At 73.1% G+C, this 18,767-nt stretch carries 12 protein-coding genes; 6 read left to right on the top strand and 6 right to left on the bottom strand.

From position 1 onward, the window contains the following. Nucleotides 1-204: 204 nt before the first annotated feature. Nucleotides 205-1,812, bottom strand: coding sequence for a murein biosynthesis integral membrane protein MurJ (gene murJ, locus SROS_RS27930; RefSeq protein ID WP_012892277.1), 1,608 nt, complete (start codon nucleotides 1,810-1,812; stop codon nucleotides 205-207). Nucleotides 1,813-2,193: 381 nt separating this feature from the next. Between murJ and SROS_RS27925 the strand changes: the two genes are divergently transcribed. Together SROS_RS27925 and SROS_RS27920 are read left to right on the top strand one after the other, a co-directional pair. Continuing rightward, on the top strand, nucleotides 2,194-5,610 hold the full coding sequence (locus SROS_RS27925) for a phosphodiester glycosidase family protein (protein WP_012892276.1): 3,417 nt from the start codon (nucleotides 2,194-2,196) through the stop codon (nucleotides 5,608-5,610). Nucleotides 5,611-5,806: 196 nt separating this feature from the next. Further along, nucleotides 5,807-6,508, top strand: a complete 702-nt coding sequence (locus SROS_RS27920) for a ThuA domain-containing protein (protein ID WP_012892275.1) — start codon at nucleotides 5,807-5,809, stop codon at nucleotides 6,506-6,508. Here the strand turns inward: SROS_RS27920 and SROS_RS27915 are convergent. After that, nucleotides 6,487-10,344, bottom strand: coding sequence for a S8 family peptidase (locus SROS_RS27915; protein ID WP_012892274.1), 3,858 nt, complete (start codon nucleotides 10,342-10,344; stop codon nucleotides 6,487-6,489). The two genes, SROS_RS27920 and SROS_RS27915, sit on opposite strands and share 22 nt — an antisense overlap. A gap of 145 nt (nucleotides 10,345-10,489) precedes the next feature. Here SROS_RS27915 and SROS_RS27910 point away from each other — a divergent pair, with 145 nt between their 5' ends. Then, nucleotides 10,490-11,572, top strand: coding sequence for a helix-turn-helix domain-containing protein (locus SROS_RS27910; RefSeq protein WP_245564298.1), 1,083 nt, complete (start codon nucleotides 10,490-10,492; stop codon nucleotides 11,570-11,572). Nucleotides 11,573-11,666: 94 nt separating this feature from the next. Here SROS_RS27910 and SROS_RS27905 read toward each other — a convergent pair whose 3' ends face one another. Beyond that, nucleotides 11,667-12,290, bottom strand: coding sequence for a TetR/AcrR family transcriptional regulator (locus SROS_RS27905; RefSeq protein ID WP_012892272.1), 624 nt, complete (start codon nucleotides 12,288-12,290; stop codon nucleotides 11,667-11,669). A 9-nt stretch (nucleotides 12,291-12,299) separates the two neighbouring features. After that, nucleotides 12,300-13,220 (bottom strand): alpha/beta fold hydrolase, encoded by a 921-nt coding sequence (locus SROS_RS27900; RefSeq protein ID WP_012892271.1) that lies wholly within the window; start codon nucleotides 13,218-13,220, stop codon nucleotides 12,300-12,302. A 359-nt stretch (nucleotides 13,221-13,579) separates the two neighbouring features. Here SROS_RS27900 and SROS_RS27895 point away from each other — a divergent pair, with 359 nt between their 5' ends. Genes SROS_RS27895 through SROS_RS27885 form a run of 3 tightly spaced genes read left to right on the top strand, consistent with a single transcriptional unit; the run spans nucleotide 13,580 to nucleotide 16,052 of the window. Further along, nucleotides 13,580-14,800 carry a Tm-1-like ATP-binding domain-containing protein gene (locus SROS_RS27895; protein ID WP_012892270.1) on the top strand — a complete coding sequence of 407 codons (1,221 nt, stop codon included), beginning with the start codon at nucleotides 13,580-13,582 and terminating at the stop codon, nucleotides 14,798-14,800. Beyond that, a complete protein-coding gene (locus SROS_RS27890; RefSeq protein ID WP_012892269.1) occupies nucleotides 14,797-15,618 on the top strand; it encodes a phosphoenolpyruvate hydrolase family protein in 822 nt (273 codons plus the stop codon). The genes SROS_RS27895 and SROS_RS27890 overlap by 4 nt, the downstream gene beginning before the upstream one ends. A 26-nt stretch (nucleotides 15,619-15,644) precedes the next feature. After that, nucleotides 15,645-16,052: a cupin domain-containing protein gene (locus SROS_RS27885; RefSeq protein ID WP_012892268.1), complete on the top strand. Its 408-nt coding sequence runs from the start codon at nucleotides 15,645-15,647 to the stop codon at nucleotides 16,050-16,052. A gap of 98 nt (nucleotides 16,053-16,150) precedes the next feature. Here SROS_RS27885 and SROS_RS53995 read toward each other — a convergent pair whose 3' ends face one another. Continuing rightward, nucleotides 16,151-17,584 (bottom strand): N-acetylmuramoyl-L-alanine amidase, encoded by a 1,434-nt coding sequence (locus tag SROS_RS53995; protein WP_012892267.1) that lies wholly within the window; start codon nucleotides 17,582-17,584, stop codon nucleotides 16,151-16,153. A 77-nt stretch (nucleotides 17,585-17,661) separates the two neighbouring features. Further along, entirely contained in the window at nucleotides 17,662-18,582 is a 921-nt protein-coding gene (locus SROS_RS27875) for a M23 family metallopeptidase (protein ID WP_012892266.1), read from the bottom strand. Nucleotides 18,583-18,767 lie beyond the last annotated feature (185 nt).

Raw genomic sequence — 18,767 nt, 5'->3', positions numbered from 1 at the left:
GCTGCTCCGTTCGACAGGGCCGGCGGATGATCGTCGGCCGCTGCCGCGACGGTAGAACGGGGGGTGCCGCTTTCGGCAACGATAGTTACTTACCTGCGGCGGCCACCGGATCCCGGCCACGGGGACCGGGCCACAGGATCCCGGCCATCGGATCCCGGCACGTCCGCCGGGTGTCCCGGAAGGGACGCCCCGCCGGCCCGGCGTTCAACCGGCGGCCGTGCCCGGCCGCAGCGCCCTCACCAGAGTGCGCAGCTCGGGGACGCGCAGCAGGTGGGCGACGAGGGCGTAGAGGCCGGCGCCGACCGCCGAGACGGCGAGCACGGTCACCAGGGATCCGGACCACCCGGCACCGGCCACGCCTCCGTGGCGCAGGGCGTAGGCGACGAGCGCCCCGGCGCCGCCGGCGGCGAGGGACGCGGCGAGCATCCGGGAGTGGCTCCTGAGCAGCCTGTGCCCGTCGATCCGGCCCAGCCGGTGGCGCAGAACGGCCGCCGCCGCGGCGAACCCGACCGCGTGGGCGGCCGCGTAGCAGGCGGCCAGGCCGACGAGGAGGTCCCGGGCGGGCAGCGCGGAGGAGAGCGCGACCGACGAGGCGATCGCGACCACGGCGACGCCGACGTGAATGAGAGCGGGGGTCCGGGTGTCCTGGAGGGCGTAGAAGACGCGCAGCATGATCTGGTAGCCGGCGAAGGGGACCAGCGCGAAACCGAAGGCCGCCAGGACCGAACCGGTGAGGCGGGCCGCGTCGGCCGAGGCGTTGCCGTGAGCGAACAGCAGCGTGGTGATCTGCGGCCCGAGCACGACGAGCGCGGCGGCGACGGGCATGAGCACGACCGCGGTGAGCCGCAGACCGTGGGAGAGGTCGGCGGTGATCCTGGCGAGGTCCCGCCCGCCGGCGGCCGCGCTCATCCTCGGCAGCACCCCCGTGATGACGGACACCGCGATGACGGCGTAGGGGAGCTGGAAGAGCGTGTAGGCGTTCTGGTAGACGGCCACCGGACCCGGGCCGGCACCGGACGCCAGCCGGGTCCCGACGGTGAAGACGGCCTGGGCCGCGATCACGTAGAGCAGGGTCCAGCCGGCCATGCGGGCGGTCCGGCGGAGCCCGGCGCCTCGCGGGTCCAGCCGTAGCCGCAGGGGGAACCCGTTCCGCCGGAGCGCCGCCGCCAGCACGAGCGTCTGGACGGCGACTCCGGCCGTGGTGCCGAGCGACAGCAGCAGTGACTGTCCCGGGGTCAGCGCGGCGAGCTCTCCTCCGCCTCCGAGCAGGACGTAGCCGAGCGCGGTGGCGATGACCACGACGTTGTTGGCGACCGGCGCCCACATCGGCGTGGCCAGGTCGCCCCGCGCGTTGAGAACGGCCGCCATGCCGGTGCCGAGGCCGTAGAGCAGGATCTGCGGCAGGAAGTACCTGGTGAGAAGGATCGCCAGGTCCCGCTGTTCCGGGCTGAACCCCGGCGCGTAGAGGTCCACGATCCAGGGGGCCGCCGCCACCGTGAGGACGACGGTGGCGCCGAGGACGTAGACGATCGCCGACAGCAGCCGCTGGGCGTGGAGGTCGCTGTCGACGCCGGGTTCCGCGGCCGCCCGGATCAGCAGGGGGATCATGACGCCGGCCAGCGTGCCGCCGAGCACCAGCTCATAGATCGTGTTCGGGGTCGTGTTCGCCACCGTGTAGGCGTCGAGCAGCCGGGTTCCGAGGCCCAGCGCGACCACGAGCGCCAGCGTCCGGAGGAAACCGGTCACCCGGGAGGTGAGGGTGGCCAGCGCCATCCTCCGGCCTGTTCGGATGAGACGAGGCTGCTCGGTCATTCCGATCCGTCCCCTTCGCCCGGCATGTCAGGGTGGGCAGCGTAGCGCGGCGGCGCACCGGCGATCGGGTGTTCCCGGCCGGAGCGCCGCCGTCCCGGTCGGAGTGTCGCCGTCCCCGCCGGAGCGCCGCCGTCCCGGCCGGAGGTCCCGGTGACGTCTCGGTGAACGGCCGCCGGCCGCCCGGACTGTCCCGATCCCGGCGTCCGACCAGGTAGGCGTCTCCGGGGGGCGGTGCGCGACCGGCTCTCCCGGTGTCCCGGGCGGCTCCGCGCCGGTGGGCCGAGAGCCTGAAATTTTCTTTTAGGACACCTGGAAGTCTTGAAACTTGTAACCATTGCGCGATTGAGTTCGCTCGTGTCCCCAAGTCACCACCCCCGCATAATGGCCGCGGCCCTGCTCGCCCCGTTGCTCGCGTTCAGCGCGGCAGGGCCCGCCCAGGCCGATCCGTCGCCGTCACCCTCCCCGGCGCGACCGGAGCAGACCCTCGTAGAGGACGCGCCGCGGGCGTCGTCCTACCAGGCCCCCTCCACGCTGCTCGTCGCCCCCGGCGCACGGCAGCTGGACACGGCCAAGAAGACCCGGCCCGTCGCGCCGGGGATCACCCTCTCCTCCTTCGACCGCTACGACACCGCGGGCTGGCTCCGTGCCGACGCGATCGCCGCGGACCTCACGGCCGGCGCGAGCGTCGACTACGTGTACTCGGGCGAGGTGTCGAAGACCGAGCCGCTGTCCGGACCGGCGAAGCGGTCCCGGGCCGTCGCCGCCGTCAACGGCGACTTCTTCGACATCAACAGCTCCGGCGCGGCGCAGGGCATCGGCATCCACAACGGAGACCTCGTCCAGGCCCCGGTCGCGGGACACAACAACGCCGTCGCGGTCACCGCCGACGGGGTCGGACGCGTGCTGCAGATGCACTTCGACGGCACCGCGACGCCCGCCGGCGGCAGCCCGATCACGCTGACCCAGTTCAACCAGCTCATCCAGGGTAACGGCGTCGGCCTGTTCACCCCGCTGTGGGGCTCCTACGGCCGCGGGCGCGCGGTCGAGGGCGCGGCCGCGGTCACCGAGGTCGTGCTGGAGGGCGGCGTCGTCACCGAGGTGCGCACCTCCGCGGGCAGCGGCCCGATCCCGGCGGGCACCGCGATCCTGCTCGGCAGGGACGCCGGAGCGAGCGCGCTCGCCGCGCTGAAGCCGGGCGACCGCGTCGAGGTGAGATACCAGCCCAAGCCCTCCGAGGGCGGCGCCGTCAAGGCGGCCGTCGGCGGCAGCCAGATCCTCGTCAAGGACGGCGTCGCGCAGACCTCCGCCGACAACACCGCCCACCCGCGCACCGCCGTCGGCTTCTCCGCCGACGGCCGGAAGATGTACCTGCTGACGGTCGACGGCAGGCAGACCGACAGCAGGGGCGTCACGCTCACCGAGCTCGGCGCGATGATGGCCGAGCTCGGCGCGCACGACGCGCTGAACCTCGACGGCGGCGGCTCCTCGACGATGCTCGCCCGGGAGCCCGGCTCCGCCGACGTGCAGGTGGAGAACAGCCCCTCCGACGGCGGCGAGCGGCACGTCCCCAACGGCCTCGCGCTCTATGCGCCCGCGGGCAGCGGGAAGCTCAAGGGCTTCTGGGTGGAGACGGCCGCCGACCCGGCGCGGGCCCCCGGCGCCGGTCCGGTCGGCGGCGGCCGCCCCGACCGCGTCTTCCCCGGTCTCACCCGCAAGCTCACGGCCGCCGGCTACGACGAGACGTACGGCCCGGCGGCGGGCACCCCGTCCTGGCGGGCCTCCCAGGCGGTACACGGGCTCGTCGGCCGCGACGGCACCTTCCGCGCCCTCGTGCCCGGCCAGACGACCGTCACCGCCTCCCGCGGCGGCGCGAAGGGCGAGATCGCTCTCACCGTCCTGCAGCCCCTCGTGCGCCTCGGCGCGACGACCGACCGGGTCGGCCTGGCGGGCGCGGACGCCTCGGGCACCTTCGGAGTGGTCGGCTACGACCGCAACGGCAACTCCGCCCCCGTCGAACCCTCCGACGTGCGGCTCGACTACGACAGGGACCTGCTCGACGTCGCCACCTCCGAGCACGGCTTCTTCACGGTGAAGGCGAAGAAGGCGACCGGTTCGGGCCTGGTGACCGTACGGGCCGGCGGTTCGAGCGCGGCGGTCCCGGTGACCGTCGGGTACGAGGACGTCCCGGTCGCCGGCTTCGAGGACGCGGCGTCGTGGACGTTCGCGGCCGCGCGGGCGACGGGCTCGCTGTCGGCGGCGCCGGGCCAGAGCGGCGGCGGGCTCAAGCTCGCCTACGACTTCACCCAGTCGACGGCGACGCGGGCCGCCTACGCGAGCCCGCCCCAGCAGATCACCGTGCCGGGCCAGCCGCAGGCGTTCGGCCTCTGGATCCACTCCGGCGGCAAGGGGGAGTGGCCGAGCCTGGAGTTCTACGACGCCCAGGGGCAGTCGCAGATCCTCCGCGGCCCGTATCTCACCTGGACCGGCTGGAAGTTCGTCGAGTTCGCGGTGCCGCCCGGGGTGAACTACCCGCTGAAGCTCCGGCGCTTCTACGTCGCCGAGACCAAGACCGACCAGAAGTACACCGGTGAGATCACGATCGACGGGCTCGTCGCGAAGGTGCCGCCGTCGGTGGACGCTCCGGCCGCCCCGAAGACGGCCGACCCGGTCATCCGCCCCGGGGCCGAGGTCGCGGCGATGCCGTGGCGGTTCGCGGTCATGTCGGACGCGCAGTTCGTGGCACGCGACCCCGACAGCGACATCGTCGCCAACGCCCGCCGCACCCTGCGGGAGATCCGGGCCGCCAGGCCCGACTTCCTGCTCATCAACGGTGACCTCGTGGACGAGGCCTCGCCGGAGGACTTCGCGCTCGCCAAGCGGATCCTGGACGAGGAGCTCCACGGAGAGCTGCCCGTCCACTACGTGCCCGGCAACCACGAGGTCATGGGCGGGAAGATCGACAACTTCAGGTCGGTCTTCGGCGACACCTACGGCGGCTTCGACCACAAGGGGACCCGTTTCGTGACCCTCGACACCTCGCGGCTGAACCTGCGCGGCGGAGGGTTCGAGCAGGTGGCCATGTTGCGCGAGCGTCTCGACGCGGCGGAGAAGGACCCGTCGGTCGGCTCGGTCGCCGTGCTGTTCCACGTGCCGCCGCGCGACCCGACGCCCGGCAAGGGCAGCCAGCTCGGCGACCGCAAGGAGGCCGCGCTGGTCGAGGGCTGGCTCGCGGACTTCCAGCGCACCACCGGCAAGGGGGTCGCCTACATCGGCGCCCACGTCGGGACCTTCCACGCCTCGCGGGTCGACGCCGTGCCGTACTTCATCAACGGCAACTCAGGCAAGAACCCGGCCACGGCGGCCGACGACGGCGGCTTCACCGGCTGGTCCCTGTGGGGGGTCGACCCGGTGACCGAGCGGGAGGCGGCACACGTCCGGCGCAACTGGTTCGTCGACGCGCCGGCCTGGATCGGCGCGCAGGTCCGCCCGCACGTCGACGGGCTGACCCTCACGGCACCCGCGTCGGTGGAGGTCGGCAAGCCCGGCCGGGTCTCGGCGACCCTGGCGCAGGGCAGCCGCACGGTGCCCGTCGCCTACCCCGCCTCGGCGGACTGGTCGGGCTCGCCGAACCTTCACGTCGGCACCCGCGCCGGCGCGAAGGCGCGCCACGTCGCGGTGCTCGATCCCGCCACGGGGACGCTCACGGCGCTGCGCGCGGGACAGGTCGTCGTCGCGGTCACCGTGAACGGCGTCACCCGGCAGGCGACGGTCGCGCTGTCGGCGCGGGCCGCGGCCTGACCACGCCCGCGCCGGTCCGGCGGGCCGGCGCGACCGACGACGGGCCCCGTGCGGCATGGCCTCGACCGTGCCGCACGGGGCCCACGCCCGGTTGACGCGGACCCGGCTGTGGCGCTGGGATGTCAGCGGCCGGATCGACCAGGACGGCCCCCGTGGCGGAGCCACGCCGGGTCCGGGACCAGCCGGGGAGCAGGGCATGACCAGACACGCGCTCGTCGTCCGGGGAGGCTGGGAGGGGCACGTCCCCGCCGAGGCGACCGGCCTGTTCATCCCCGGGCTCGCCGACGCGGGATTCGACGTCACCGTCGCCGACGACCTCGACGTCTACACCGACGCGGACCTGCTGGCCGCGACCGACCTCGTCGTGCAGTGCTGGACGGACGGCGCGCTCACCGGCCGGCAGTCCGCCGGGCTGCTGTCCGCCGTCGAGGCGGGCACCGGATTCGCCGGCTGGCACGGGGGAGTGGTGGCCGCCTTCGACGACCGCGCCTACCACCGGATGGTCGGCGGCCTCTTCCTGTGCCACCCGGGGGACTCCGTCGAATACGACGTCGTCATCGACCCGGCCCGCGCCGGCCACCCGATCGTCGCCGGGCTGGAGGGCTTCACCGTCCACACCGAGCAGTACTGGATGCTCACCGACTCCCTCAACGACGTCCTCGCCACCACCACCTTCGCCCCGACCGGCGGAGGCCCGCACGCCCTGCCCGTCCCCATGCCGGTCGTGTGGACCCGCCGGTGGGGCGCGGGCAGGGTCTTCTTCTCCGCGATCGGCCACAACCTCGCCGACCTGACGCATCCCACCGTGTACGCACTGACCCTGCGCGGCCTGCTCTGGGCAGGCCGCGCAGGGTCAGGGGGCGCCGGCGGAGGCGGTCAGCGGCCCGGCAGGGCGTAGGCGCGGATCACCTCCTGGGTGATGCCGCCACCCTGCGCGTCCGACGCGCGCAGCCGCAGCGAGACGGCCCCGGCGCCCGGCGCGGGCCGCTCCAGCAGCGCCTTGTAGGAGCCGCCGCCCGTCGGGGTCAGGCGCCGTACGGCCCGCCAGGTCGCGCCGTCGTCGTAGGAGACCTCAAGCGAGACGTCCTTGATCGCGCTCGTGGGAGCGCCCGGCTGGTGGCGCAGCGTCAGGCCGAGCGACGCCGGGGCGCCGCGGTTCTTCAGATCGACGGGGACGTCGTAGCCGGCGAGCAGCAGGGGGATCACCCCGGTCGCCCCGTCGGCGGTGTGCTCGGAGGCGAACGTCCAGGCCGTCTTCGTCCGGGTGGACAGCTTCGCCCACGTCGCGCGATTCTCGATCTCGTACTCGATCCGGTAGTCCGACTTCTCCGGGGGCAGGGTGGCCCGTGCCGAGGGCAGGCCGGTCATCTGGCCGATCAGCGTCGTGCCCCGGTAGAGGCGGAAGTCGGTGCGCAGGCCCTGCTCGAAGTCACTGGTGTAGGCCGGGCCGAAGTTGCCGCCCGCGTCGACGAAACCCTGCATGGAGATGCGCAGCGTGTCCCCCTGCCTGCGCAGCGGGCTGTGGGGGTTGACGCCCGGCACCAGCGGCTGCCTGAACCAGGTGCGGTGGGATCTCTCCCCTTCCCGGTAGGGCCGGAGGTCGGGGGCGGAGAGCTCCACTCGCGGCGTCGGCGCGTGCTCCCACATGTGGTTGTAGGGGAGTTCGGGGGCGCCCGCCGCGCTGTTCCAGCGGACCTCGGGGTCGGGGGTGACGTAGGTGACCTGGGTCCGCGGGGTCCGGTGCACCGGCCGGTTCGTGGTGAGGGAGGTGGCGTCCCACGGCTCGAAGGCCCACCGCGCCTCGTTGACCGTCACGTCGTCGGCGAGCTGGCTGTAGAAGTCGGTCTCCTCCCTGGCCAGTGACTTGGCGCGGACGACGTAGTGCAGCTTCTCCGGGACCCGGCCCTTCTCGCGCAGGAACAGCTCGTACTGGTAGGGGCTGGCGACGACGCCCTCGGCCAGGACGGGGACGGGCAGGTGCCGCAGCCGGGACAGCAGCTTCCGGCCCTCCTCCTGCGACAGCCGTACCGTCGGGACGGAGAGCTTCACCCCCGACCCTCCGGGGGCGGTGTCGACGCCCGGACGGTCGTTGTAGATCGCCACCATCCTGGCTCCGGCCGCCGCGGCGTCGTTGGACTGCGTCGCGACCGGGATCCCGTCGGTGCGCCGGATGAGCGCCAGCTTCCCGCGCAGGTCCCTGCCCTTGAGGTCCTCGGGCCTGCCCTGGCCGGCGTCGGCGAGCTGGAGGAGCGCCGGCCCGTCCAGGCGGGGGAACTCGGGGGACAGGTCGCTGAACCACGTCGGGTCGTAGTACTCCGGGTTCAGCGTGATCCCGAGCGCCCGCATCGTGATGGCCGGCGCGTCCAGCCGCCACCGGGTGGCGACGGAGAACATGCCCTTGGTGACGCGCCTGGTCGGCTGGATGAAGAGCCGCTCCTCCAGCTGCGCGCCCGGCCTGATGAGGGTGCCGCCGCGCAGGGCGCCCTCACCTTCCGCCGGTGCCCGGTACCACAGGAGGTGTTCGGCGGCCCCGGTGTTCCGCTTGGTCCTGTGGTCGGGCGTCTCGACGCGCACCTCGACGGCCTTGCGGGCGTCGAGCACGACCTCGGTGTCCTCGGTTATGGTCATCTCGGGGTCGCCGACGAGGCTCTCGTTCAGCACCTGCCCGCTCTCGGTGCTGTCCTGCCATGACGGCGCCGTGAAGATGTGGCCCAGCACGGAGTAGCTCCCCGGCCGCACGCGCAGGCAGGTGCCGGAGCCGTAGCGCTCGTCGGTGCAGGGGGCGGCGGCGTCACCGGGCAGCAGGCGTCCGGCGAGGGTGCCGTCGTCCAGGTTGAGCACGGTGAAGCCGCCGCGCGCCGGCCGGCCGTCCCGGGCGATGCCGCTGACCCGGAGCTCGACGCGGGCCTCCCGCACGTCCGCGGTGAGCAGCGTGCGCACGTTCCGGCCCTGGGCGGTGGTGGCGACCAGCTCCTCCCGGAGACGCTTCTCGGGGACCTTCGCGGCGTCGAGGGAGACCTGCGCCTCGGCACTGCCCCCGGCCGGCACCGTGAGCGTCGCCGGGGAGACGGTGAAGGCGCCGGTGCTCCTCAGGTTCAGCGGGACCGGCGCGCCGGAGACGTTGCGGTAGGAGACCTTCCGGGTCACGGGGGCGGCCCCCGTGGCGGGGCTCTCGACCGTTCCGAAGTTCACCGACCCCAGGGAGGCCACGACCGGGTCGGCGAGCGCGGCGGCGACGTCGACGCGCCCGCTGCCCTGCTCGTCGACGGAGTTGCCCTCCTGATGCCTGGCCGACCCCATCAGCAGGGCCTTGAGCTCGCCGGCCCGGATGCCGGGCCGGGCCTGGCGCAGCAGCGCGGCGGCCCCCGCCACGTGCGGGGTGGCCATGGACGTGCCGGACAGCCGGGTGTGGGAGGCGTCGACCGGCTCGCCCAGGGAGGTCCCCTCCGCCCGCGCCGCGACGATGCCCACGCCCGGCGCGGTGACGTCGGGCTTGACGGCGCCGTCGGGGCCGACGGGACCGCGGCTGGAGAACTCCGCCAGCCTGTCCTCGGCGTCGACGGCTCCGACGGTCAGGGCGGCCGGGGCGTCGCCGGGGCTTCCGACGCAGCCGTCACAGCCCAGGTTGCCCGCCGCGATCACGAAGAGCGTGCCGTGCCGCTCGGTGAGACTGTCCACGGCCTCGGTGAGCGGGCCGCCGGGCTCCGGGCTGCCGAGACTCATGTTCACGATGTCGGCGTGCTTGTCGGTGGCGGCCCACTCCATGCCGTCGATGATCCACGACACGGCCCCTTCGCCGTCGCCGTTGAGCACCCTGCCGTTGAGCAGCTTGGCGCCCGGCGCGACGCCCTTGAGCCGTCCGCCCGAGGCGGCCCCGCTGCCGGCGATGGTGGAGGCCACGTGCGTGCCGTGTCCCTGGGTGTCGCGGACGCTGTCCTCGCCGGTGAAGTCGCGCTCGTCGGCGATCTTTCCGGCCAGGTCGGGGTGGCGGGAGTCGAACCCGGTGTCGAGCACGGCCACGGTCGTGCCGGCTCCGTCGTATCCGGCGGCCCAGGCGGCGGGCGCGGAGATCTGCGGGACGCTGCGGTCGAGTACGGCCTCCACCCGGCGGTCGAGCCAGATCTTCTCGACGCCGGCGAGCGGCCCGGACAGGCGCCTGTCCCCGGAGCCGCCCCCGGTGCGGGCGAGCTCGGCCAGTGCCGCGCCGAGCTGCGCCGCCTGCTTCTTGTCCATGGTGGCGCCGCTCCCGCCGATGCTCTCCAGCCGGCGCGTGGGCTCCGTCGCGGGGATCGCGGGGGCCGCCGCCAGGGAGGCGGGCTCGGTGTAGGTCAGGATGAGCGGGAGGGTGCCGCTGGCCGGGTCGGCGTAGCCCTGCTCCGCGAGCGCCGTCACATCGAACAGCTGCGGGTCGAGGCGGCGCGGGACGAGGCTCGCCACGTCGTCCGGGACCACGCTCAGCCTGCCCCCGGTCTCCAGCGTCTGGAAGGCGGGGGTGGAGCCGTCCGCGCGCGGGGCGGCGGTGATCGTCGCGGTCCTGCGGCCGTCTCCCAGCTCGGTGACGTGCACGCGGTCGCCGGTGACCAGCGTGACGTCATAGGTGTCCGGCGCGGTCGTGAGCTGGGAAACGGGCGCGGATCCCGCTGGAGCGCGGATGGGACCCGCCGAGGCGGGGACACCCGGTACGACGGCGCACGCCGCGGTCAACGCGACGGCCGTCGCCACCCAACGTCGCATGAACGGACCTCCGGAATTCATATAAGTGGATGGTCCGAATTCCTAGAGGTCATGCTGTGCCGATGTCCATGACTTTCGGCTGGCTGGATCGTGACTTGTCGTAAATCCGCCCCGGCGCCATGCGGCAGTGGTCTACGTTCGGCATGTGCTCGACTCACAAGACGGAGAACCCCGCCGGGATCCGGCGGACTGGGGCACCCCCCGCGCCCGCCTGGGGACGGCGGACGTGGTGGATCGGCGGCTTCTCGAGGGGCTCGGGATCACCGCCACCGAGGAGACGGCCTACCGGGCGCTGCTGCGCAACGGCCCCTCCTCCCTCGCGGTGCTCGCAGCCGAGGCCGCCGTCTCCGCCGCAGCTCTCCGCCGGACGGTTCCCCGGCTTGAGGACCTCGGCCTGGTCACCCGCCTCGTCGGCCGGCCCCTGCGGCTGATCGCCACGCCGCCGCAGGTCGCGGTGGACGCCCTGGTGGCGCGGCGCCAGGAGGAGATCGCCCACAGCAGGATGGCCGCCGCCCTGCTGGCCGTCGAGACCGCCGAGCGCACCGGGCCGCAGCCGGAGGAGCTTCTGGAGGTCATCACCGGGCAGGCCGCCGTGGCCCGGCGATTCCTCCAGATCGAGCGGGGCGCGGCCAAGGAGATGCTCGTGCTCGTGCATCCGCCGTACGCCATAGACGTCTCCCACGACCTGGAGGAAGAGCAGCGGGCGACGCGGCGGCGGGCGGCCACCCGGGCGATCTACGGCCCCCGGGCGTTCGAGCATCCCGGCCTGTTCGAGCACACCCGCCGTGCGATCGCCGACGGCGAGCAGGCACGCCTGGGCCACGTTCCGGTGAAGCTGGCCATCGCCGACGGCGCCACCGCGATCCTGCCGCTGGTCTCCGACCAGGACAGGGCCATCGAAAGCGCGCTCGTCGTCCACCCCTCCGCCCTCCTCGACGCCCTCGTCGGGCTGTTCGAGGTGCTGTGGCGGGCCGCCACCCCGCTGCGTCCACCTCATGCCGCCGGGTCGCCGTCCCCGCGGGAGCCGGACACGTGGCCCGGCGAGCACGACGCCGACGTCCTCGCGCTGCTGGCGGCGGGGATGCAGGACGACGCGATCGCACGGCAGCTCGGCGTCAGCCTGCGCACGGTTCAGCGGCGGGTGCGGCGGCTCTGCGAACACCTGGGCGCCCGGACCAGGTTCCAGGCGGGCCTGTCCGCCGCACGGCACAACCTGCTGGACGACTGACCCGATACGGGGCCACCGGAATACGGCGGAAACGGGCCGCGAGGATGGACAGTCGCCGGCCGGGATGGAGGTGAGGAGCCTGGATCGGTGCGGCTCAGTCCGGGGGCGGCCGGAGGGTGGCCGTCGGTCCGAAGAGGCGGTCGAGGTGGTAGTCGATGATCGCGATGGCGGCCTCGTGGCTGCGCTGGCGGCCCAGGACGCCGGCGGTCAGGCCGTTGGCGAGAGCCAGAAGTGTGGCGACCTCGGTGCGCGGGTCGCGATCGGAGGCGAGGTCCCCGGCCCGCTGCGCGGTGGTGAGCCGGGTGGTGAGGAAGTCTTCCAGCGCGTCGGGCCGGGTGAGCGCGGCCGCGGCGAGCGCCGGGTCGGTGAGGGCGGCGGTGTAGTAGGCGGTCCAGGCCAGCGAGTCCAGCCGGCTCTGTTCGTCGGAGGGCAGGATCGCGCCGAGGACGGCTTCGAAGACACTTCGCGTGGACAGCCTGCCCGTGGCGGCGGCCCGCTGCCTGACTCGGCGGTCCAGGCGGGCGGCCAGCTCGGCGAGGCCGGAGTCGAGCAGGGCCTGCTTGTCGGTGAAGTAGTACTGGACGACGCGCAGCGAGACCCCGGCCTCGGCGGCGATCTCACGCATCGACACCGCCTGCAAGCCACGGGTGCCGGCGATGCGCAGCAGCGCCTCGGTCAACTGGCGTCGCCGCTCATCATGGTCCACCTGTTTGGGCATGCCGGTCTCCTAGCCGCGGTCCGTGCTGTGTTCCGGCGTCGCGATCCCGGCCCGGGCTTGGCCGGGGAAGGTGAGAATCCGCTCTGTGACCAGGTCCGGAGCTTCGACGGGCAGCGAGTGTCCGGTGCCGGGCACGATCTCCACCCGCCACGACGGCGCGATCTCGGCCAGCCGCGCGGCCACCGCCCGCGCGTCGTGCACCGCGCTGCGGGCGCCCAGCAGCACCTGTACGGGCACGGACAGCTCACGCACCTGCTCGTCGGTGTAGGTGGGCGGGATGGGCAGCCGCCGGCGGAAAGACCGGCCGGCCAGCATCAGCTTCATCAGCACGTCCTCGCGCAGCGCGCCGTTGCCCACTGCGCCGGCGACACGGTGTCGCAGCGCACGAGGGAGCAGGGCGGCCATGCCGCCGACGATGACCCACCGGTAGAACCGTCCGGTCAACGGCGCGAAGCCGACCGGATCCACCAGCGTCAGCGCCGCGACCCGGCCGCCCCCGCCAAGCTGCTGTTCCACCGCGGTCCAGCCGCCGTAAGAGGAACCCACCACATGTGCGCGCTCGGCGCCGACCGCGGCCAGGACGTCGGTGAGCCAGCCGCCGACCTCGGCACCGGTCGCCAGCGGCTCCGTCTGAACCGAGCGGCCGGGCTCGCCGAGCGGGTCGACGGCGAAGACCGGACGCATGCGCGCCAGCGGCTCGATGTAGCGGTACCAGGCCAGCGCGTTCCCACCGGCACCGGCCAGGAGGACCACCGGATCCCCCTCGGCGGGCCCGGCCCGGTGGATCCGCACACTGCCGGCGTGGGTCTCGACGTCGACGGCGTCCACCGGCACGGGCCACAGCTCGCCGAGCACTCGGCCGTAGGCGGCGAAGTACTTGTCACGGGCAGAGTCACTGGTGAAGGCCGACGGCCGGTCGAGTGCGCGCATGGTGACCTCATCTCCCATGAATGGATACAGTTGTATCCTAACAGCTGCGGCCCCACCCCGCGGCGATCGCGAAATCCCCCGACTCGCGATGGTCGCGGACCGCGACCCTGATCTATCGCAGAGCTACTTGGCGGCTGGGGGCGCGTTCGGGAGAAACCCTCCGGCGCGGTGATCCCGCCATCGGCGGAGGCGGGCCCGCGCCCGATGGTGCGACACCCCGCTGACTGGGCATGTCAACGCCGGGCCCGGTACGGGCCCCCCGCCGGCCACGATCATCTACCGCGTCCGGTACGCCCGGGTTCCCGATGGTGGTCGGCGCGGCGGGGAGGGTCATCGAACAGAGGGGGGCAGGGCACGATATGCCGACGATCTGCCTGGTAGGGACGCTGGATACGAAGGGCCGGGAGTACGCCTGGCTCCGTGACCGCCTGCGCGACCTCGGATGCGAGGTCGTCCTGGTCGACGCGGGGGTGGGCCGGGCACAGGTGGACGCCGACGTCGGCAACGACCGCGTGGCCCGGGCCGCCGGGGCCGAGGTCGAGGCGCTCCGCGCGGCGGGCGACCGGGGCGCGGCCGTCGCCGCGATGGGCGAGGGCGCGGCCGCGGTCCTCGCGGAGCTGCACGGCGCGGGCCGGCTCGACGCCGTGCTCGCCGTCGGCGGCAGCGGCGGATCCTCGATCGCGGCGCGGGCCGTACGGGATCTGCCGATCGGCCTGCCCAAGCTCATCGTCTCCACCATGGCCTCCGGTGACGTCTCCCCCTACGTGGGGGCCAAGGACGTGACGCTGATGTACAGCGTCGTCGACATCGCGGGCGTCAACCGGCTCTCCCGGCGCATCCTCGGCAACGCGGCCGCCGCCGTGGCGGGCATGGCGAGCGTCGCCCTCCCGGCCGGCGCCGAGGACCGCCCGCTCGTCGCCGCGTCGATGTTCGGCGTGACCACGCCCGCGGTGGACGCGGCCAGGGAACGCCTGGAGGAGCTCGGCTACGAGGTGCTGGTCTTCCACGCGACCGGATCCGGCGGCCGGGCGCTGGAGGGGCTCGCCGGCAGCGGGCTGCTCTCGGGAGTCCTCGACCTCACCACCACCGAGCTGGCCGACGACCTGGCCGGCGGCGTGCTGTCGGCCGGTCCGGAGCGGCTGACCGCGGCCGGCGCGGCCGGCGTGCCCCAGGTGGTCGCCCCGGGCGCACTGGACATGGTCAACTTCGGCCCCCGGGACACCGTGCCCGAACGGTTCGAGGGACGCACGTTCCACGTGCACAACCCGGCTGTGACGCTGATGCGGACCACGGCAGGGGAGATGGGCGAGCTGGGCCGCCGGGTGGCCGCCAAGCTGCGCGGGGCGACCGGTCCGGCCGCGCTGTTCGTCCCGCGCGGCGGGGTGTCCGCCCTCGACGCCCCCGGCGCGGCCTTCCACGACCCGAAGGCCGACGAGGCCTGTTTCGAGGCCCTGTCGGACGGCCTGCGCGGTACGGCCGTCGAGGTCGAGGAGCTCGACCTGCACGTCAACGATCCCGGATTCGGCCGCGCCATGGCCGACCGGCTGCACCGGATGATCTCTTCGGGAGGGGCGAAGTGAACCGCCAGGACATCCTTGCCAGGCTCGGGCGGACCGTCGCCGAGGGCCGCCCGGTCGTCGGCGCCGGCGCCGGAACCGGCCTGTCCGCGAAGTGCGCCGAGGCCGGCGGCGTCGACATGATCATCATCTACAACTCCGGCCGCTACCGGATGGCAGGCCGCGGCTCGCTGGCGGGACTGCTGCCGTACGGCGACGCCAACCAGATCGTCGTCGAGATGGCGGCCGAGGTGCTCCCCGTCGTCGAGGACACCCCGGTCCTGGCCGGGGTCTGCGGCACCGACCCGTTCCGGCTGATGCCCAGGTTCCTCGACCAGCTCGCCGCCATGGGCTTCGCGGGTGTGCAGAACTTCCCGACCGTGGGGCTGTACGACGGGGTCTTCCGCCAGAACCTGGAGGAGACCGGCATGGGCTACGACCTCGAGGTCGAGATGGTCCGGCTGGCCCGCGAGCGCGACCTGCTGACCGCGCCGTACGTCTTCGACGAGGAGCAGGCGCGAGCGATGGCCGAGGCGGGCGCCGACGTCCTGGTCCCGCACGTCGGGCTGACCACCAAGGGCAGCATCGGCGCGGGGACCGCGCTGACCCTGGACGAGGCCGTGGAGCGGGTCCAGGCGATGCGCGACGCGGCGGTCGCCGTCCGGCCCGACGTCTTCGTGCTCTGCCACGGCGGCCCGATCGCCGAGCCCGGGGACGCGGGTTACGTGCTGTCGCGTACCGAGGGGGTCGTGGGCTTCTTCGGGGCGTCGTCGGTCGAGCGGCTGCCGACCGAGCGCGCCATCACCGAGCAGGTCCGGGCTTTCAAGTCGCTGGAGTTCTGACAACCCCGAGGATGTGAGGAGACATCATGCATGTGAGTCCCGACGCGGTTCCCACGATGGCTTTCGACTGGGGGTCGATCAAGTGGTTCGTCACCCCCTCCAGCGTGGAGGGGGCGGGCAGCTCGCTGGGCGAGGTGATCGTGAACCCGGGCCGCGGGCACGCCCGGCACAACCATCCGAACGCCGAGGAGATCATCTACGTGATCTCCGGTGAGGCGCTGCAGATGGTCGGAGACGGCGAGCCGTTCCCGATCAGGGAGGGCGACACCGTGCACATCCCGGCCGGGGCCTACCACTCGACCTTCAACGCGACCTGGCGCCCGCTGCGGCTCATCGTCACCTACACCCCCGGTGGCGAGGAGAAGGCCCTGGAGGCCGCGCCGGACCTCCGCGTGCACGGCCCCGGCACCGTGGCGGAGTGGCGCCAGGCCTGAGGAGCGCCGCCGGGCGGACGCGGACCGGGCGGGTACGGCCCGCCCGGTCCGCACCCGCCCGGTCCGCGCCACGGCTCGCGCGGCGCGATGGGGTCCGGTCAGCTGCCGCAGTGCCCGAAGGGGCTGTCGTAGCTGAACGAGCCGGCCTTGCCGCCCCACTTGACACACTTGCCGGCCGCGGGGGCGCGTACCGGGCCCGCGTAGTAGGCGAAGTTGCCGCTGTCGGTGACGCGGGTCCCGCCCTGCACCTCCAGGTAGGCGGTGGTGGGGGTCGCCGTGCCGACGGACGAGCGCTTGATGGTGGTCACGCAGTTGTAGCCGTTGGAGTTGTTGTACAGCAGGTAGACGGTGCCGGCCGTGCCCAGCGCCGCGGAGTCGACGGTCTCGTAGCCGGCGCCGCAGATCGACTGCGGGGTGTGCGGGTTGCCGCCACCGCCGCCGTTGACGTACTGCATGTACCTGGTCCAGTCCCAGTTCGGGCCGGGGTCGGTGTGGTCGTTGCCCGGGACCTCGACGTGGCCGACGATGTGGGCGCGGTCCTTGGGGATGCCGTAGCGGTCGGCGATGTTGCGGGTCAGCGCGGCCGAGGAGCGGTACATCGCGTCGGTGAACCAGGAGGCGTCGTTGACGTAGCCCTCGTGCTCGATGCCGACGGAGCGGCTGTTCCAGTCGCGGGCGTGCCAGGCCCGGTCCTTTTCGCGGACCATCTGGGTGACGTCGCCGTCGGAGGAGCGCACGACGTAGTGCGCCGAGACCTGGGCGGCGGGGTTTTGGAACCAGGAGATGGTGCCGGCGTAGGAGCCCTGGGTGACGTGGATGACGATGCGGTCGATGGCGTTGCTGGTGGGCCGGTTGGAGACGGTGTAGTTGCTGGAGCTGGCGGCGACCCATTTGGCGCCGGGGTAGTCCACGGCGGCGGCCAGGTGGGGGGTGTTCAGGTCGCGGGCCTGGGCGTAGGGGCCGCGGTCGGGCTGTACGGGCTGCGGGGGGACGGTCACGGTGCCGCTGGGTGCGGCGGTGTTGACGCCTTTGGCGAGCAGGTCGTAGACGGTGTCGGCGTACAGGCGGGCGACGTCGGGGGAGGAGGCGTTGCCGTACTTGGCTATGGCGGTGTACCACTTGCCGGGGTCTTTGCGGGTGGTGGCGTCCAGTCCGAGTTTGTCGGCGTGGGCGCGCAGGATCGCGGCGCCGCCGGTGATGTTGGCGGTGGTGTCGGTCTTGAGGGTGTCGATCGGGGTGGCGGTCAGTTGGGCGGCCTGTTCCAGGGTGTGGGTGGTGGGGTTGCTGACCAGGTGCATCACTCCGTAGCCGCCGCTGGCGCTGGGGGCGCCGTGGTGGTCGTCGAGGTGGGTCTCGGCGTAGGCGAGGGCGACGAGCAGGTCGCGGGGGACCTCGTAGGTCGTGGCCGCGTCGGCGAAGGCGTCGGTCAGGGGGGCGGCCGGAGCGGCGCTCGCGGGCGGCCCGATCAGGAGTGACAGGGGGATGAGCGAGCCGGCCAGCAGTGCGGCCGGACGGCGGAGGCGGGCCTTCACGGGTTCTCCTCGAAGGGTGGGGGGGTCCGTCGAAGGGCCGCCTCCGGCCGGGGAGGCGGAGGCGGCCCTACTCTCTGTCAGCTGCCGCAGTGTTCGAAGGGGCTGTCGTAGGTGGATGAACCGGCCTTGCCGCCCCACTTGACGCACTTGCCGGGAGCGCTCGCGCGCACCGGGCCCGCGTAGTACTCGAAGTTGCCGCTGTCGGTGATCCGGCTGCTGCCCTGTACTTCCAGGTAGGCGGTGGTGGCGGTCGCCGTGCCGACGGACGAGCGCTTGATGGTGGCCACGCAGTTGTAGCCGTTGGAGTTGTTGTAGAGCAGGTAGACGGTGCCGGCCGAGCCGAGCGCCGCGGAGTCGACCACTCCGTAGCCGCTGCCGCAGACCGACTCCGCGGTGTGCGGGTTGCCGCCGCCGCAGTTGTTGGAGGTCACGGTCTTGGCGGGGTAACCGAAGGTGGTCCCGTTGAATACGGCCTTCTGGATGTTGGACGGGTAGCTGCTGCCCAGGCGCACCTCGTAGTGCAGGTGGGCCGAGATGTTGTTGCCCGGCTTGCTGGTCTTGCCGACCGTGCCGATCGGCTGTCCCTGGGAGACCTGGGCCCCCGCGCTCACCGATCGCGAGTTCAGATGGGCGTAGTAGGTGGACCAGCCTCCGCCGTGATCGATCTTGACCAGGTTCCCGAAGCCGTTGGTCGATCCCTGGTGGGCCGAGATGGCCACCGTGCCCGCCGCCGCGGCGACGACGGTGTCTCCCAGGTCGGCGTCCGCGGAGCTGCCCCGGTTGAAGTCGATCTCCCATGACTGGTGCGCGCTGCTGGCACTGGAGTTGCCCGCCCAGCTCTGCCCGCAGGGGAAGGGCAGCTGGAAGCCCGGCGCCAGGCTCGCCGCGGCGGCACCGGAGGCCAGGTCGGCGGCTCCGGCGCTCGGCGCCATGGCGGCTCCGCCCGCGAGGCTGAGCAGCAGGGCGAACCCCGCCGTGAGCACCCCTCTGAGTCTCATACGGATCCTTTCCGCAGGTCCGGTGGGCGACGCCTTGACCGGTACCGTGCACTGTCTGTTGGATCTCTCCGAAAGGCTCTTCCTGGGGCTAAGGGTCTGGATTATCAGTACAAAAATCATCCAAAATCGGCATAAAGGCCTACCCGGCTCATAGCACACAACCCGATGAATGGTTGCAGCGCCTC

The organism is Streptosporangium roseum DSM 43021 (genome assembly GCF_000024865.1).
GTDB classification, from domain to species: Bacteria; Actinomycetota; Actinomycetes; order Streptosporangiales; family Streptosporangiaceae; genus Streptosporangium; species Streptosporangium roseum.
The sequence above is the reverse complement of the archived record's forward strand: the minus strand, read 5'-3'. Positions and strand labels throughout refer to the sequence as shown.